Raw genomic sequence first — 16,278 nt, 5'->3', positions numbered from 1 at the left:
TCATGATCGCGATCCTCGATGCTGCCCGGCAGATGCGGCTTTCAGAACAGGCGATCGCCTGTGTGCGACCAGTCGCGTCTGCGCGTGCGGCCGTGCAGGCACTCCTCGACGGCGGGCACCGGAGCGATGCGCTGCGGCTGCTGGCCCGTGTGTTGCCACGCCGGTATGCGGTGGCGTGGGCCTGCCAGTGTGGGCGCCGGCAGCCGCTGACCGAGCACGATCAGGCTGGTCTCGCGCTGGCGGAGGCATGGCTGCGTGAGCCTGCGGAATCTCAACAGGCCGCCGCGCTCGCCTTCGCGAAAGCGCATCGTTATCAGACGATCGGAGCGTGGATCGCCGCTGCCGCAGGCTGGTCGGGCGGCAATCTGAATCCCGACCATGAGCGGCCGACTCCGCCGCCTGCACATCTGAGTGCGATTGCGGCGAGTGCCGCAGTCGCCTACATGGCTGCGCTGGAGCCGGCGCAGTTCGATGCGCGCCGCACGGCATTTGTGCGCGACGCCCTGAATCTGCTGAGCATTCCTGATGGAATCGATGGAGGGTTGCAATGAGTGTCGCGCCTGGCTTGATCCTCGCGCTGGAAGGCGAACGCGCGCAGCGTTTCGACGGTCGCCGTGAACAGCGGTTCGACTGCCGCGATGGCAGCATTGGCCGCTCCGAGGAGTGCGACTGGATGCTCGGCTCGGAAGGCGTATCGCGCCTCCATGCTGTCGTACGTTACCTGAATGGCATTTACTTCATCGAGGATCGGAGTACCAACGGCATGCTGCTGAACGGCGCGCCGTTGCGCAAGGGGGAGCCGGCTGCACTGAAGGAGGGTGACCGGTTGCAGATCGATACCTTCGAGGTGAGCGTGCGGCTGAGCCGGGAAGATGAAACGCGCTTCGGTGGCGTGGGTGAGAGTGCTGTAGCAACGCCCGTAGCGGCACCCCTCCCGGCAGCCACGCCCGCACCTGCACCCGCGTCCGCGGCGCTTGCGCGTCCTGCGTTTGCTGCGGATGAAAACAGGAGTCCGCTGGACCTGAGTCTGCTGCTTCGCCCGGCGCGTGATGCCGGGTCAGACGCTGGAGGCGAAGCTGAAGGCTTGATACCGGGCGCTACGTCGCCTGCTCCCGACTCCAGCCTCGATCCGCTGGCGCTGTTCGATGCGCCGTCTTCGTATCAGGATGAACCGCCGCCGCTCGCGCCGCCGGCTCAGGACTGGAACCACACGCCCTCGGTTGCCGACCGGTATCGGCCGCCGCAACCGCAGGCGGCGCGCGTCGATGCGCCGATGCTCCCGGACGACTGGGACGCAACCGGCTATCGGGCCGCCGTGCATGCTGAGGCGGCGGACGTGGGTCAAGGTGAGGTGTCGACGGAGATGGCATTCGAGTCGCCGGATAAAGCGCCAGCCACCGACGCCGGCGCAGATGCATTGCAGACGGTGACGGAGCCACCCGTGCGCGCACCGTCAGCGCCGGAAACCCCGCCCCCGCCGATGCCAGGCGTGGGTATGGCGGACGCTGGTGCGCCGTCGGCCGAGCTCGCCGCCCCTCTTACAGCGCCGCCCACGCCTCCGGTACAGGTGCCTGTCGCTGAGCCAAACTTATCCGGACTCGACGCAATGTTCGAGATCGCCGTGGACGCGATGATGGACGTATTACGCGCCCGGGCAGAATTGAAAAACAGCTTCCGGCTACCCGCAACGCTGATCCAGCGCTCGGAAAACAACCCGCTGAAGTTCGCGCCGACCGCGAAGGAGTCGGTCAAACGGCTGCTCGCAGCGCCCGACGGCGGATTTCTCTCGGGTAGCGCCGCTCTCGCCGATGCCGCCGAGGACATCCGCAATCATCAGATGGCGATGCTAGCCGGCGTACGTTCCGCTTTCGATTCGATGCTTGCGCACTTCGACCCCGCACGAATCGAGCAGTTCAACGAAGGCAGCACGCGGCGGCTGCCGTTTGGCGGCCGGTCGCGACATTGGGAACGTTACAAGGAAGAGTTCGAAGCAGTCACAAGGAATCCTGACGAATGCTTTCGAAGACTGTTTGGCGACGAATTCGCTCGCGCCTATGAAGAGCAGCTAGGGCGCCTGAAAAAGCGGCGCAACTGAAGGCCGTCCGCGGGTCTATCGCGACACGAAGCATTCCAGGCTATCACCCGCCGTCGTGAGCGACCGATCGCGCACGACGCTTGAAGAACCATTACCCGGCATTCCGACATGACTCAGAACAACAAGGTGGTATGGAGCGAAGGCCTGTTTCTCAGGCCGCAGCACATGCAGCAGCAGGAGCGCTACTTCGAACGCTACGTGCAACTGCGCACCGGCGCGCTGCGTCCGCACGGCTGGGGCTTTCAGGAGCTCGAGCTGGAAAGCGAGCTGCTCGCGATCGGCAAGCTCGGCATCAAGCGTGCGCGAGGCGTGTTTCCCGATGGCACGCCGTTCGCGATGCCTGGAGACGATCCGTTGCCGCCACCGCTCGACATCGACGCGAACTGGCGCGACCAGGTCGTGCATCTGACGTTGCCGCTGCGCTCGACAACCCAACCTGACAGCGCGTGGCCTGACGCGGGCTCTGACCAGCTGTTTCGCTATCGGGTGCGCGAAACCGAAGTGCTCGATGCCTCCGGCAGCATGGAAGGGGTCACGGCACTCGAAGTGGCGGGGATGAGCACGCGTCTGTTGCCGGAGTCGCAGCCCGCCGAAGGCCTGATGAGCATTCCGCTCGCCCGGGTGGTCGAATGCCGGGCCGACCGGCGCGTGATTCTCGATGACGGCTTTATGCCGAGCGCGCTCAACACCGAGGCGGCGAGGCGGCTGGTGACGTTCCTCTCCGAACTGCTCGGCTTGTTGCATCAGCGCGGCGAGGCACTCGCGGGCCGTGTCGCCGAAACCGATCGTGGTGGCGCCGCCGAGATCGCCGACTTCCTGATGCTGCAGGTCATCAATCGTTATCAGCCGCTCGTTGCGCATCTGGCCGAAGCGCCGCTGTTGCACCCTGAAGCATTATTCGGCCTGCTGCTCGAACTGGCTGGCGAACTTGCCACCTTCACGTCGCCCGGAAAGCGCGTACAAGCCTTTCCGCCGTACCGCCACGAGGCGCTGCGCGAGAGCTTCGAGCCGGTGATCGCGGCGTTGCGCCTCGCGCTGAGCGCGGTGCTCGAGCAAAACGCCGTGGCGATTCCGCTGCAGCAACGCAAGTACGGTGTCTGGGTGGGTGTCGTGCCCGATCTGACGCTGCTCGATACGGCAACCTTTGTGCTGGCGGCGAAAGCAGATCTGAAGTCCGAGGACATGCGCCGGCAGTTACCGACGCAGTCGAAGATCGGCCCGGTCGAAAAGATCCGCGACCTGGTCAATCTGCAACTTCCAGGCATCGGCGTATCGCCGATGGCAGTGGCGCCGCGCCAACTGCCGTACACGTCTGGCTTCCTGTACTTCGAGTGCGACCGGAACTCGCCGATGTGGCGCATGCTGAAGACATCCGGAGGCATCGCGATGCACTTCGGCAGCGGTTTTGCCGGACTCGATCTGCAACTGTGGGCGGTGCGCGCATGAATCCCGGCAACCGCTCCAATGACTCGGTGCGCGCCGACGCGACCCTCGTGCGTCCGCGTGACTCGCTGGACATGACGGGTGCGACGGCTACAGGCAACGCCGACGACGCGACACGCATCATGTCGCCGCGCCCGCAGACCGTGCGTGCCGCACAAAGCGCACAAACCACGCAACCCGGTCAATTCGCCCAGCCGCCCAGGCGGGCCGCACTGCGCGCCGAACTGGGCGACTTCCTTAGCGGCGTCGCTAATCCGCTCGTTCGCGCCGCCAATCCGCTACTGCTGCTGGCGGTGCAGTTGCGGCACAGCGTGGCGCCACCGGTCGACATCGGCCGTCTGCGCGAGCAGGCCGTAGCGCACGTGCGAAGCTTTGAGCGTTATACGCAAGATGCGGGAATCAACACGCAGACGATCATGGCCGCGCGCTACGTGCTGTGCACGATGCTCGACGAGTCTGTGAACAACGCGCCATGGAGCGACCAGAGTGGCTGGACCCAGAAAACATTGCTCGTAACCTTCCACGGCGAAACCTACGGCGGCGCCAAGTTCTTCCAGATCCTCGATCGACTGAGCGTGGACTTCTCGCGTCATCTGGACCTGATCGAAATGATGTACATCTGCCTGGCGTTGGGTTTCGGCGGCCGCTATCTGGTGGAGCAGGGCGGCCTCGCGCGTCTGGCCGACATTCAGGACGACCTGTACCGCCGCATCCGTGGGCTTCGCGAAGCGCCCGCCGACGAACTGGCGCCGCACTGGCGCGGTGTCGAAGACCGGCGCAATCCGGTGATGCGCCACGTGCCGCTGTGGGTGGCAAGCGCCGCTGCGCTCCTGATCGTGCTGGGGACGTTCCTGTTCTTCTTCACGCGGCTCAACGCACTTACGGCACCCGTCAACGCGCAGCTTGCCACGATCGGCCTCGAGGAGGCCGCGCCGCCACAAACGGTCGCGACGCCCAAGGCCGCGCATCTGACGCTCAAGCAACTGTTTGCACCACAGGAGCAGGCGGGGCAGCTAAGCGTCGACGAGCAGGCCGACGGCCGCGACACCGTGCGTCTGGCTGCGGCGGAGCTGTTCCCGTCCGGCGGTGCCGATATCGCCCCTGCGGTTGTGCCGCTCCTGCACCGTATCACGTGGGCGTTGAATCAGGTGCAAGGCCGGGTTGTCGTGGTCGGCCATACCGACGACCAGCCCGTGCGCTCCCTGAAATTCAAGGACAACTTCGAATTGTCGACGGCGCGTGCGCAGAACACCGCGCAAATCCTCGCGCAGGGCCTCGACGATCCGCGCAGGCTCGAGTCGAACGGCGCAGGTTCGTCGCAGCCGATCGCCACGCCGGCCGATCTGCCCGCTAACCGGGCGCGCAACCGGCGCGTCGAAATCCTCTACATCCCGGAGAACTGAGCCCATGAATTCGCTAAAAACCTGGGCGACGTCCCGATGGTTTGCGATCGCAGCCGGCATGTTGCTGATCGCAGCACTGATCTGGCTGGCTGGTCCGTATCTCGGCATCGGCGACCGGCAGCCGCTCGCGAGCGCCGCATCGCGCGTCGCCCTGATCCTTGCGCTCGTGCTGATCTGGCTGTTGTGCATGCAGGTGATGCAGTGGCGGATGCAGCGCAAGACTGCGCAACTACCGGGCGAACTTGCCGGACAGAACGCATCGTCTGCTGCTGACGAGCGCAATTTCGCCGAGAGCACGCAACTGCAGCAGCGCTTTCGCGAGGCGGTCGATACCTTGCGCAAAACACGGCGCAATGGCGGCAACCTGTACGCGTTGCCATGGTATGTCGTGATCGGGCCGCCTGGTTCGGGTAAGAGCACCCTCCTGCAGAATTCCGGACTGGACTTCCCCCTCGCCGAACGCTTTGGCAAGGATGCGATCCGCGGTATTGGCGGCACGCGCAACTGCGACTGGTGGTTCACCGATGAAGCAGTGTTTCTCGATACGGCTGGCCGTTACACAACTCAGGATTCCGATGCGCTCGCCGACGGCTCGGCATGGCAGTCGTTCCTCGGACTGTTACGCCGATATCGCAAGCGCCGGCCGCTGAACGGCGTGATCGTGACGATGAGCGTATCGGATCTGTTGACACTCGACGACGACGCGCGCCAACAGCACATCCGCGCGGTACGACGCCGTCTCGACGAGTTGTCGGAGCATCTGAAGGTGGCGTTTCCGGTGTATCTGGTGTTCACCAAGTGTGACCTCGTTGCGGGATTTGGGGAGTTCTTCGACGATCTCGGACCGGACCTGCGCCGCCAGGTCTGGGGCATGACCTTCCCGGTCGATTCGAGTTTCGACGGCACCGCCAGCACACGCTTTACGGGCGAATTCGACCTGTTGCTGGAGCAGTTGAACACACGCGTGATCGAGCGTCTGCACGCCCAGCGCGACCGTAGCCGCCGCGCCGCTGTGCTCAGTTTTCCGCAGCAGCTCGGCGCGTTTCGCGAGATTGCCAGGCAATTCGTCGAAGGCGCATTCGGGAATTCTCAATACGGCGCGACGCCGCTGCTGCGCGGCGCGTACCTGACTTCGGGCACCCAGGAGGGCGCGCCGATCGACCGCATGCTGAGCGCCGTCGCACGTACCTTCGGCGTGGACGCTGGCCGCGTGCAGGGCCGCTCGACGCAGCGCCGCACTTTCTTCGTCGAACGGCTGCTCAAGGATGTGCTGTTTCGCGAGTCGGGCCTCGCCGGCACCAATCCGCGGCTGGAGCGGCAGAAGATCGCGATGCAGGCGGCCATTTATGCCGGCATCGCGTTGCTGACCGCGCTGCTGGTGACAGGCTTCGCGACCAGCTACGAACGCAACCGCCTCTACGTCGACGAGGTGCAGGATCAGCTGAAGGACCTGCCGCCCGGCAATAGCCTTGCTGGCGCGCCGGATCTGAAGGCCTGGTTTGCCCGTGCGCTCGGCCGTCTCGAGGTCATTGCAGACACGCAGGACGTCGCGGGTCAGTACCAGGGGCACGTTCCGCTGCTGATGCGCTTCGGTCTGTTCGAAGGGCATGCATTGTATGCGCAGGTTCACAGTGCGTATCTGCGCGAGCTGAACGGCACGCTGCTGCCGGGTGTCGGCGTCCGGTTCCGCGAAGGTCTCAGTGCCAGCGCCAACGACCCGCAGTCGCTTTACGACTATCTGAAGGGCTATCTGATGCTGGGTCAGCCACAGCATCTGGATCCGGGCGAGCTTGCGGCGCTTGCGAGCATCGAATGGCGGCGTCTGTTCCCGCAGGACCCCGCGATCCAGAGCGCACTCGACCGGCACTTCTCGGCATTGGTCGACGATTCGCAGAAGCCGCGCGCGTTGACGCTCGATAGTGCACTGATCGATCAGGCGCGTGCGACGCTCAAGACCGCCGATCTGGCGACCCTCGTGTACGGCAGTGTCCAGCTCGACGCCGCGCGTTCCGGCGTGCCGCCAGTGCGGCTCGATCAGACGCTCGGATTGCTCGGCAATGTGTTTCGCCGCAAGAGCGGTGCGCCGCTATCGCAGCCGTTTCCGGCGCTTTTCACTCAGCCGTATTTCGCGGCCGAAGTGAACGGCGGGATCGACCAGTCGGTAGATCGCTTCGTCAAGGACTACTGGGTATTCAATGCGGGCCGCGTCGAGCCGCTGGCGCGCTCGCGTTATGCCCAGCAGGTGCTGGCGTTGTACGAGCAGGACTACATCAAGGCATGGGATGCCTTGCTTGACGACCTGCAACTGCAACCGGTCAGCGATATCCAGAGCGCAAGTGCCGTGGCCGCGAAACTGTCTGGTCCGGGTTCGCCGCTGAAGGCGTTGCTGCAGCTGGTGCGCGATAACACCAGCGACATGCTGCGAAGTCCGGCGCATGATGAGGCCGCATCGGGCGCAGCCGAGGCCGCAGCCGCTTCGCAGGCGAAGACGGTGGGCGAGAACCTCGCGGCGCGAAGGGCGCTCAATACGCGCCTCGGCAGCGAGTTGCGCGGCGCTGGCGCCACGCTGCCCAATGGCACGGCTGCTGCCGCGGCGAACGGCGTGGACACGGCGAGCGGGACAAGCGGCACCCGGCCGGGCGCCGCCATCGAGGCGCACTTCGCGCAGCTGAACCAGTTGAGCGCGGGTACGCCCGGTTCGACACCGCTCGACCACACGATCGGCGTGCTCGACCAGTTGAGCAAGAGCTTGCTATCGATGTCCGATCTGAGCGACCCCGCCACGCAGAACAACCCCGCGGTCCTCGCAGCGCGCCAGGAGACGGGCGAGCTGCCACCGCAGGTCGCCTCGCTGGTATCGGGTGTGGCGACGAAGAGCGCGTCGCTTGTTGCGAGCGGCAACAGTGCGGCGCTCGCCGATCAGTTCCGCGCAGCGGCCGGCAACGACTGCACGCGCATGGTGGACGGGCGCTATCCGTTCGCGGCGAACGGCGCCTCGGACATTCCGTTGCAGAATTTCACCGATCTGTTCGGCAATGGCGGCCGCTTCGACGGCTTCTTCAAATCGACGCTGGCGAAATTCGTCGATACGAGCGGGCGGGCATGGCGCTGGAAACCCGGCGTGCCGGCGGGTCCCGCTTCGGTGCTGAGTGAAGCGCAGGCTGCTGACGCGATCCGCCAGATCTATTTCCGCAACGGTGCACAGCTTGCGGTTGGCTTCACGCTGCTCGCGCCGCAACTGGATCCGTCCATCGCGAAGCTTTCGATCGAGATCGACGGGCAGAAGTACGACTACTCCGCCAACGGTACGGCCAGCATGACGATGACCTGGCCCGGTCCGCAGCCCGGGCACGTGGTCGTGACGGCGTTCGATACATCTGGCCAGCCGGTCGGTGCACCGTTGAAGTACGACGGCGATTGGGCCTTTTTCCATGCGCTCGATGCTGCGCATCTGCAGAAGCAGGGCGATCTGCGCTATCTCGCCAGTTTTGATTTCGACGGGCACACGGTGAAACTGCCGATCCAGCCGGCGAGCCTCGAGAACCCGTTCCTCAACGGCGAGGTACGGGAATTCAGGTGTCCGCGATGACGGGCGGCGTCGGCTTTTACGGCAAGCTGCCGGGGGCAGGCGATTTTGTCCAGCGACGGCTGGCCCCGGCTTTCATCGATGACTGGGACCGGCATTTCCAGCGCGCTGTCGAAACCGGGCGGCGCGAACTGGGTGACCAGTGGACGCTGGCCTGGAAGCAAGGTGCGGCGTGGCGCTTCATATTGCCTGCACAGGTGTGTGGCCAGGGCGCGTGGTGCGGACTCGTCGGGCCGGCGGTGGACCGGCTCGGTCGCGCGTTTCCGCTCGTGCTCGCGGCGCCCTGTAGCGGCGATGTCACCGCGATCCTCAGTAACGATGCGTGGTTCGATGCACTCGAGCGTGTCTATCGCGGCGCGCTCTACGACGCTGTGAGCGTCGAGACCTTCGATGCGCGGGTCGCCGCGTTGGCCGGCCCTTCGACATACGAGGCGGGTATTGGCGCAATCTGGCGGGCGCTGCCTTGGGACAGTGGGCAATGGATGATGACGCCGCCTGCCGGTGCGGCTACGGGGATCATGCTGGCGCAAACGTGGACGCAGTTGAGCTTGCGCCCGGGTCCGTGGTGCCTGTGGTGGACTGCGAGCGCGGGCACTCTGCTCGCGACGCGTGGCTTGCCGCGCAGTTATGCGACTCTGCTGGAGCACCGTGCGGAGCAGCCCGGCGAGACTGCCCCGTTAAGCATTCCTGATTCCGGAAGCGAGCGGGGTCTGCAACCGGTCCATGACGTCGATGTTGCCGTGGATATGCAACCCGCGATGCCGAGTCTCGATGACGGCCGCATGCTGGTGCTGTGCGCTGACGATGGTCCCGATATGCCGGGTCGTCTCGCTGCATACCGCATCCGCGAAGCCGCGCGTACGGTCGAGGGGGATCTCGAACGCCTGCGATCGGCGCTCATGGAGTTGCACGCGCAATTGCGCGTGCATGACGAGGCGTCGCGCGAGGAGACACCGGAAAACGGCGCCGCGCTGATCGCCCGCTTCGAGGGTGCTGCGGTGCGCCTGCTGCGCTTCGGCGCGGCATCCGCGTGGCTCTGGCGGCACGGTCAGGTGCATCCGCTGTTTGTCGAACGGGCAGCAGGCGCGGGCGGCGAATTCGACGATCTGCTGTTCGGCGACACATGGATCGACATGCCCGGCATCGGCGCGGCAGGTGAACCGGATTGCGACGAGGCGCACATCGTGCTGGAGCATGGCGATCGTCTGTTGCTGCTCGTCACCCGTGAGCTGGTTCAACTCCCGCGCACCTGTCTTGCCGAAGCGCTTGGCTTGTCCAGTCACGAAGACGCTCGCATTCATCTGGCCGTCTGCGCGGGGCTCAGCGGCCGGTCCGAACTGTGGCCGCTCGCGGTCATCGGAGTGGGCGCATGACGACCCGTTGCCGTTCCGCTGGCCACACCGAGACCGGCAAGGTGCGACGCCGCAACGAGGACGCGATCCTGCTGCGTGACGACCTCGGATTGTGGGTGGTCGCCGATGGCATGGGCGGTCACGCGGCAGGCGACCTTGCGAGCGCGCTGATCGTCGAGCGGCTCGGCTCGCTCAGACGCGAAGGGGACGTCTACGAGTTCGTCGCAGCGATCGAGGACAGCCTGCAGCAGGTCAACGACGAACTGCGCGCCGCCGCCATCGAGCAACAGGTCGATGTAATTGGCTCGACGGTCGCGTTGCTGGTGCACGACCCGCAGTTCGTGCTGTGCGGCTGGGTGGGCGACAGCCGCGTCTACGTCGACGATCACGGCGCGTTCACGTTGCTCACGCAAGACCACGTGCACGGTCAGCCGGTCGATGTGACGTATTTCGGACGCCGCGCGCCGCCCGGCGCGGGAGCGGGTGTGCTGACGCGGGCGGTGGGCGTCGACGAGACGCTCTACGTCGACTGGGTCGTGGCCGGCAGCCGACCGGGGATGCAGTTTCTGCTGTGCACGGACGGCGTCAACAAGGAATTGAACGACGCGGAACTGGCGAACGCATGCTGCACGCCGGACGATCCGCAGGAGCAGGTCAGGCGCCTGTTTGCGCTCGCGCTCGCGGGACGCGCACGGGACAACATTTCGGCCGTTTTCGTGCGGCTCGACGCATCGTGAACTTCTCGTCATGAACAACTTCAACGACTTTCTGGCCGCATGCCGCGAACGCACTTCGACGCTCGCAACGCTGTTCGATTCGCTCAAGGCCGGGTATGGACGGCTGATTGCATCGAAGCATGCCGTTCCTTCGTTGCCACCGCGCACGCACCGGACGGCCGACGTCGAATCGCATCCTCCGCCAGGGCACGCTGCGTCATCCGCGCGTTCGCTATCCGATTCCGATGCCGGATCAGAGGCCGAATCCGACGCCGATGACTTCGAGCTGACCAGGGTGCAGTCCGCACGCAGCGGGCATCAGCATGCCCTCGCATCCGTGCACGGGGCGGACGCTGACGCGACGGTCGTGAAGCCTGCGAGCAGCGCCAACAGTCGTCGCACCGGCACAGGCAACTCGGCCGCTGACGGCAGCCTGAACCGCGCCAGCTGGCAGAGTCTCGCAGAGGTGCAGAGCGTGGAGCACGCGAGCGTCGGCATGCTGCTGAAAGGCCGCTTTCTGCTCGAGCGTGAACTGGGCCGCGGCGGCATGGGTGTGGTCTATCTCGCGAAGGACGAGCGCAAGGTGGAAGCGCGCGACCGCGATCCTTACGTGGCGGTCAAGGTGCTCAACGACGAGTTCCGCCGCCATCCCGATGCGCTGATTGCGCTGCAACGCGAAGCGCGCCGCGCGCAACGGCTCGCCGACGACCACATCGTGCACGTCTACGACTTCGACAAGGACGGCACGATCGTCTACATGACGATGGAGTACATCGACGGCACCGATCTGCGCACGCTGATCCGCGAACGGGCCTCCGGGGGCATGCCGTTCGACGAGGCATGGCCGTTGATCGAAGGCATGGCGCACGCGTTGCAGCGGGCCCACGCGAGCGGCATCGTGCACTCGGATTTCAAGCCCGGTAACGTGATGGTGACGCGCGATTACGTCGCCAAGGTTTTCGACTTCGGCATCGCCCGCGCGGGTATGTCCGGCGCCGGCGCGGTGGGCGAGCAAACGGTGTTCGACGCGGGCACGCTCGGTGCGCTTACGCCAGCCTACGCGAGTCTGGAAATGATCGAAGGCGCGCATCCTGCCGTCCGCGACGATGTTTACGCGCTCGGCTGCGTGATCTTCGAATTGCTGACCGGCAGCCACCCGTTCGATCGTCACAGCGCCGATGTGGCGATGAAGGAAGGGCGGCAACCGCCCGTCGTAGCCGGTCTGTCCCGACGCCAGCAGAAGGCGCTGTGCGACGCAGTTGCGTTTCATGGCGAGGAGCGGCCGCATAGTGTCGAGGCGCTGATCGACGGACTGCGCCGCAGGAGCACGAGCGAGCGCCTCGCGCCGTACGTCGGCACGGCGCTCGCCGTTGCGGCGCTGGCGGCGGGTGGGGCGATGCTGCATACCCAGATGCGTCATCGGCAACTGGAAACGGCGATCGAGCGCCTCGCGGCAGCGAATCCGCAGCACTACGTGAACGAAAATCAGATGATGACGGCACTCGATGCGCTCGGCGAAGACGAACGCGAACGCGCGGTGCTCGACCAGAGCGAGGCTATCCAGGCCTTTTTGCTGGAGCGCCTCGACGCATACTGGAATCCGACGCTTGGCCGCTTCGACTATGGCGCCGTCCGGCACGTGTTCGAGCTGCGCGATCGGCTTAAGCTGTTTTCACCGACCTTCGACGGGCGCCGTAAGCGGATCGAAGACGAGCGCAACGATCTGCTCGGCAGACTGGGCGGTGACCTCGATCAGGCGAGCGAGCGCGACGCATTGTTCGAAGATCAGCCCGGCAGCGCCGCCGAAATTCTCGAGCGCATCCGCGCGCTCGACCCGGGTAGCGCACTGCTGAAAAACAGCCAGCTGGAGTCGAAATACGACGCGGCGATCGGGCAGTCGATCGATCTGGGTCAACTCGACAAGGCGCGCTCGAGAATGACGCTGGCGTTGCAGCTATTCCCGGACTCGATGCTTCTGCAGCAACGCCACGCGCAGCTGGACGCCGCTGTGGCGGATGCGGCCGCGCATCCGGACGCGCACGCGAATCGCGCGAGCGTGGACGACGCGCGCCGCGCGCTGACGCAACTCGCCGCCAGGCCTGCGGCGAGCAGCGAGTGGCTTGACGCAGTGACCAGTGCGATGTCGTCGCTGCGAGGCGACGACGCACCCGAGACCGAGCAGGCGATCGAAATGCTGGTTGACGGCATCATCACTGCGGCGGAGAAGGTGAACGACCCAGGCCAGGCGCAGCAATATCTCGATCTGGTCCAGGCAGGGCTACGCTACGCACCGCGCTCGACGGCACTGGCTGCACAGCGCGACCGTATGCAGGACCTGTTGCAGCAGCAGAAGATCGACCAGCAGATTGCGAGCGGCGACCCGGCCTCGCTGATGGACGCGGTGCGCCTTGCCGCGAGTGCTAACGACGGGCCACGTGCGCTGACCGCGTTCGAGCGGTTGCGCACGCTGCAGCCATCGGATCCGTTCGTGAGCGCAGAAGGGAGGCAACTGGTGGCCGCCGCCTTTCTTGGCAATGCACGTGCCTTGTGTCAGCAGGGCTTGCTCGCGGATGCCGCGAAGACTGCGGCGCAGGGTGCCGGCGCGCTCAGCGACGACGCCAGACTGAGCAACGCGGCGCAACGCTACCAGGTGGCTGCGAGCATCCTCGCGGCCCGTAGCCAGCCGATGGCGGACCCCGACTACCAGACTCTACGCGCGCGCTACGCAAGCGCAGCCGCTGCCGATCCGGACGGCATGCAGCAACTGGAGGGCGACCTTGGCGTCCGCGTGACATTGCCACAAGGCGGCCTGCGTGCGTTGCTCGATCAGATCAAGACGCAGAACCCGGACACGTCTGGCGATGTCGGTGGAGATGCTGCCTCCACGTTGGACGGCTCTGCGCTCCCCGCCAGCGGTGTCGATAACTGATGAGGAACGGCATGATGGAACAGTGGTCGGTTGCGGCAGGCGACAGCCCGCGTGGCCTGGTCGAGAGCGCCGCGCGGGCCGCAATGAAGGTCCGCGAACGCCAGGTTAACGAAGCACTGCGCACGCTCGACGAAGATCATCGGCTGGGCCGCATTGCGCGCGACGAATACCGGCACCGCCGGCGCGCCTTGCTCGAATCGCTGGGTGACGAGATTGCTCAGGCGGAGCGCGAAACGGTGCGTCGCGCGGTCCCGGCTTACGACATGTCGACGCCAGGCGAGATGGGAAAGGCGCGCAACGGCAAAGCGGAGCGAAAGCTAAACAGCTCGGGCACGGCCTTCGACGCAGCGTGGCTCATTGAAAGAGCCGCACTGCTTTGCGCGATCGCCCTCTGCTCGGGTGTTTTGCTGTGCTATTGGCTTACGTGCACGTGAGGGGGTCTACCGGTATGGGCGAGGACAGTACCGGGGTCGAGCGCGCTATAAGCAAGACTCGCAAGCGTGTCAGTCGACTTCGGAACCGGACAGCGTTTGCAGTTCCGACAGACCGCCGGGCGTGATGTCCTGCATGATCTCGACAAAATTCTTGCCTACCAGACGGCGGGCCCGCTTGAGCAGGATGGGCAGCGGACTGGAGGGTTCGTTGCGTTCGTAGTACTCACAGATTTCGTCGATGCGCAGCCTGACATCGTCAGGTCCTGCGATGCCTCGCGGGCGGGGCGGGTCGATCGGGTCTGTACCTTCTGACGGCATCTGTGGCTCGCGGCCGTTAGTATCGGTGTTTTGCTGATCGGGAAATCGCCGGGTGCGTTGCGCGTCGACGAATTTCTTCAGATCCCTGATGTCGGCCGGCAGATGGCTCAGGTCCGGGCTCGACGTTCCCAGCTTTTCGCCCAGAAGCGCATCGATCGATTCTGCATGTTCCAGTGCGTCGGCAAGCAACGCAGCAGTACGGGGTAGCTCATCCTCCGGACAATCCATGCAGGCCGCCTCGAGATCGACAAGGCTGGGAGCAGATGCGCCGTCCGCGGACGGTGTGGCAGCTGCCATGCCGGTTGCGACGCGCAGATCTCGCAGCGAGAAACGGCCGAGCCTCACCGACTGCACGAACGTCGCGGTACGGAAGTAGCCCAGCACGCTCTGCGGATTGCCAAGGGCCATGAGTGCGTTGGCACGCGCAGTGGCATCGTTGTCGTCGTCGGCGTCCAGTTGAGGGTGGACGTCGTCCCAGTAGCGCTCAAGCAACCCGCGAACCAGACCGAGGCCCGCAGCCCAGCCATCAAGTCCCGCTTTGCGTGTCCACGCTGCGCTCAGATGGAGCGCGACGCGCAGGTCCTTGGTGCGAGCGAGCAGTGCGTCGGCCGCATCGGCCACTTTGTCCCAGTCGGGTTCGACGGCGGCTTTTATGCTGTCGCCCATTGCGCGTTCGGAAACCGGCGTGGCGATTCGCTCCAGTTCCGCAAACGCAGGGTCGTATTCGAGGTTTTGCCCTGTTGGCGCGCTGTCATCGATTGGGGCCAGGAAGCGGTCGAGGTCGAGTTGCATCGTGGAGATCTGAGGTTAGGGGAAGGGTTGCGGGAAAGTGAAACCCGTCAAGGATTTCGGCTGACGCAGGTGAATCGGCGCATGACTTTCACGCAGGGTCTCTGGAAATGGAAACGCTTGAGCCGACCCGGTTATTCCAACGGCTCGCTGACCGGAGGGCCCGCCAGCAGAAAAACAGCAGCCGCATTAGACTGCCCATCTGAGCGCATCCACGAATATCACCTGTGTAGGAGACAAACTGCATGTCCGGTTCCGCTGCCTTGAATGTCGCCGTCCTTGACGATTACCAGCATGTCGCCCCTTCGCTCGCGGACTGGGCGAGCCTGCAGCCCCAGGCGAACACCGTATTCTTTCATGATCATGTCAGCGACGCGGATGCGCTTGCGGCCCGGCTCGCACCGTTTGACGCTGTCGTGCTGATGCGCGAGCGGACCCGCTTCGACGCGAATCTCCTCGCACGTCTGCCGCGTCTCAAGCTGATTGTCAGCGTCGGCATGTGGAATGCCGCCATCGATCTCGATGCCGCGAAGTCGCGCGGCATTGTCGTATCGGGCACCACAGGCGGCGATGCGGCCGCCACCCCGGCCCTGACCTGGAGTCTGATACTCGCCGCCACGCGGAATCTGTACGGCGAGGCTGCGTCATTGCGGGCCGGTGGTTGGCAGACCCGTGTGGGGATGGATGTAAATGGCAAAACGCTAGGAGTGCTCGGACTTGGACGTATCGGCGAGGCCGTCGCTCGCATCGGCGTCGCATTCGGAATGCGGGTTATTGCGTGGAGTCAGAACCTGAGCTCCGAACGGGCCGCGGAAGTGGGCGTGCAACGTGTCGAGAAGGATGAACTCTTTCGTGAGGCGGACGTGCTTACGATTCACCTCAAGCTTGGCGATCGCACAAAGGGGCTTGTGGGTGCGAGAGAGCTTGGACTGATGAAGCCGGGCGCGTACCTGGTGAACACCTCTCGCGGGCCTATCGTCTCGGAAGACGCGCTGATCGAAGCGCTGCAGGAACGCCGTATTGGTGGTGCCGCGCTTGATGTATTCGACGAAGAGCCGCTAGCCGGGGGGCATCCGTTCCGGTTTCTGCCGAACGTACTGGCTACGCCTCACATTGGCTATGTCACGGAGAATACCTATCGTGTGGCTTATCCGCAGATTGTGGAGGCGATTCGCGCATGGATTGACGGGGCGCCGATCCGGCAGCTTTGAGC

At 65.1% G+C, this 16,278-nt stretch carries 11 protein-coding genes; 10 read left to right on the top strand and 1 reads right to left on the bottom strand.

Translation table 11 applies throughout. The features are described 5' to 3' along the window. Positions 1 to 2: 2 nt before the first annotated feature. From BUS06_RS34880 to BUS06_RS34840, 9 genes are all read left to right on the top strand, one after another. Positions 3 to 551 (top strand): DUF6931 family protein, encoded by a 549-nt coding sequence (locus BUS06_RS34880; RefSeq protein ID WP_074268800.1) that lies wholly within the window; start codon positions 3 to 5, stop codon positions 549 to 551. Continuing rightward, positions 548 to 2,095, top strand: coding sequence for a type VI secretion system-associated FHA domain protein TagH (gene tagH / locus BUS06_RS34875; RefSeq protein WP_074268799.1), 1,548 nt, complete (start codon positions 548 to 550; stop codon positions 2,093 to 2,095). Before BUS06_RS34880 ends, tagH begins: the two co-directional genes overlap by 4 nt. Before the next feature lie 108 nt (positions 2,096 to 2,203). Beyond that, positions 2,204 to 3,541, top strand: coding sequence for a type VI secretion system baseplate subunit TssK (gene tssK / locus BUS06_RS34870; RefSeq protein WP_074268798.1), 1,338 nt, complete (start codon positions 2,204 to 2,206; stop codon positions 3,539 to 3,541). Further along, a complete protein-coding gene (icmH, locus tag BUS06_RS34865) occupies positions 3,538 to 4,941 on the top strand; it encodes a type IVB secretion system protein IcmH/DotU (protein ID WP_074269493.1) in 1,404 nt (467 codons plus the stop codon). Before tssK ends, icmH begins: the two co-directional genes overlap by 4 nt. Before the next feature lie 4 nt (positions 4,942 to 4,945). Beyond that, complete coding sequence (gene tssM, locus BUS06_RS34860) at positions 4,946 to 8,530, top strand: type VI secretion system membrane subunit TssM (RefSeq protein WP_074268797.1); 3,585 nt, start codon at positions 4,946 to 4,948, stop codon at positions 8,528 to 8,530. Further along, positions 8,527 to 9,900 (top strand): type VI secretion system-associated protein TagF, encoded by a 1,374-nt coding sequence (gene tagF / locus BUS06_RS34855; RefSeq protein ID WP_074268796.1) that lies wholly within the window; start codon positions 8,527 to 8,529, stop codon positions 9,898 to 9,900. Before tssM ends, tagF begins: the two co-directional genes overlap by 4 nt. Next, positions 9,897 to 10,616, top strand: coding sequence for a PP2C family protein-serine/threonine phosphatase (locus BUS06_RS34850; RefSeq protein ID WP_074268795.1), 720 nt, complete (start codon positions 9,897 to 9,899; stop codon positions 10,614 to 10,616). The genes tagF and BUS06_RS34850 overlap by 4 nt, the downstream gene beginning before the upstream one ends. Positions 10,617 to 10,626: 10 nt before the next feature. After that, positions 10,627 to 13,524, top strand: coding sequence for a serine/threonine-protein kinase (locus tag BUS06_RS34845; RefSeq protein WP_074268794.1), 2,898 nt, complete (start codon positions 10,627 to 10,629; stop codon positions 13,522 to 13,524). An 11-nt stretch (positions 13,525 to 13,535) separates the two neighbouring features. Then, a complete protein-coding gene (locus tag BUS06_RS34840) occupies positions 13,536 to 13,958 on the top strand; it encodes a hypothetical protein (RefSeq protein ID WP_143787704.1) in 423 nt (140 codons plus the stop codon). Between the two features lie 69 nt (positions 13,959 to 14,027). On the opposite strand, the gene tssA is transcribed toward BUS06_RS34840, so the two are convergent. Continuing rightward, positions 14,028 to 15,068: a type VI secretion system protein TssA gene (gene tssA / locus BUS06_RS34835; RefSeq protein ID WP_074268793.1), complete on the bottom strand. Its 1,041-nt coding sequence runs from the start codon at positions 15,066 to 15,068 to the stop codon at positions 14,028 to 14,030. A 242-nt stretch (positions 15,069 to 15,310) separates the two neighbouring features. Between tssA and BUS06_RS34830 the strand changes: the two genes are divergently transcribed. Next, complete coding sequence (locus tag BUS06_RS34830) at positions 15,311 to 16,276, top strand: D-2-hydroxyacid dehydrogenase family protein (RefSeq protein WP_074268792.1); 966 nt, start codon at positions 15,311 to 15,313, stop codon at positions 16,274 to 16,276. Positions 16,277 to 16,278 lie beyond the last annotated feature (2 nt).

The sequence above is a fragment of the Paraburkholderia phenazinium genome (genome assembly GCF_900141745.1).
Taxonomy (GTDB): Bacteria; Pseudomonadota; Gammaproteobacteria; order Burkholderiales; family Burkholderiaceae; genus Paraburkholderia; species Paraburkholderia phenazinium_B.
Note: the sequence above shows the minus strand (reverse complement) of the source record. Positions and strands in the feature narration are given on the sequence as shown.

Bases quoted from the DNA above. Each gene is read 5' to 3' on its own strand.
- BUS06_RS34845 (WP_074268794.1), top strand. From the start codon at position 10,627: ATGAACAACTTCAACGACTTTCTGGCCGCATGCCGCGAACGCACTTCG.
- icmH (WP_074269493.1), top strand. From the start codon at position 3,538: ATGAATCCCGGCAACCGCTCCAATGACTCGGTGCGCGCCGACGCGACC.
- tagF (WP_074268796.1), top strand. From the start codon at position 8,527: ATGACGGGCGGCGTCGGCTTTTACGGCAAGCTGCCGGGGGCAGGCGAT.
- tssA (WP_074268793.1), bottom strand. From the start codon at position 15,068: ATGCAACTCGACCTCGACCGCTTCCTGGCCCCAATCGATGACAGCGCG.
- BUS06_RS34840 (WP_143787704.1), top strand. From the start codon at position 13,536: ATGATGGAACAGTGGTCGGTTGCGGCAGGCGACAGCCCGCGTGGCCTG.
- BUS06_RS34880 (WP_074268800.1), top strand. From the start codon at position 3: ATGATCGCGATCCTCGATGCTGCCCGGCAGATGCGGCTTTCAGAACAG.
- tagH (WP_074268799.1), top strand. From the start codon at position 548: ATGAGTGTCGCGCCTGGCTTGATCCTCGCGCTGGAAGGCGAACGCGCG.
- BUS06_RS34830 (WP_074268792.1), top strand. From the start codon at position 15,311: ATGTCCGGTTCCGCTGCCTTGAATGTCGCCGTCCTTGACGATTACCAG.
- tssM (WP_074268797.1), top strand. From the start codon at position 4,946: ATGAATTCGCTAAAAACCTGGGCGACGTCCCGATGGTTTGCGATCGCA.
- BUS06_RS34850 (WP_074268795.1), top strand. From the start codon at position 9,897: ATGACGACCCGTTGCCGTTCCGCTGGCCACACCGAGACCGGCAAGGTG.
- tssK (WP_074268798.1), top strand. From the start codon at position 2,204: ATGACTCAGAACAACAAGGTGGTATGGAGCGAAGGCCTGTTTCTCAGG.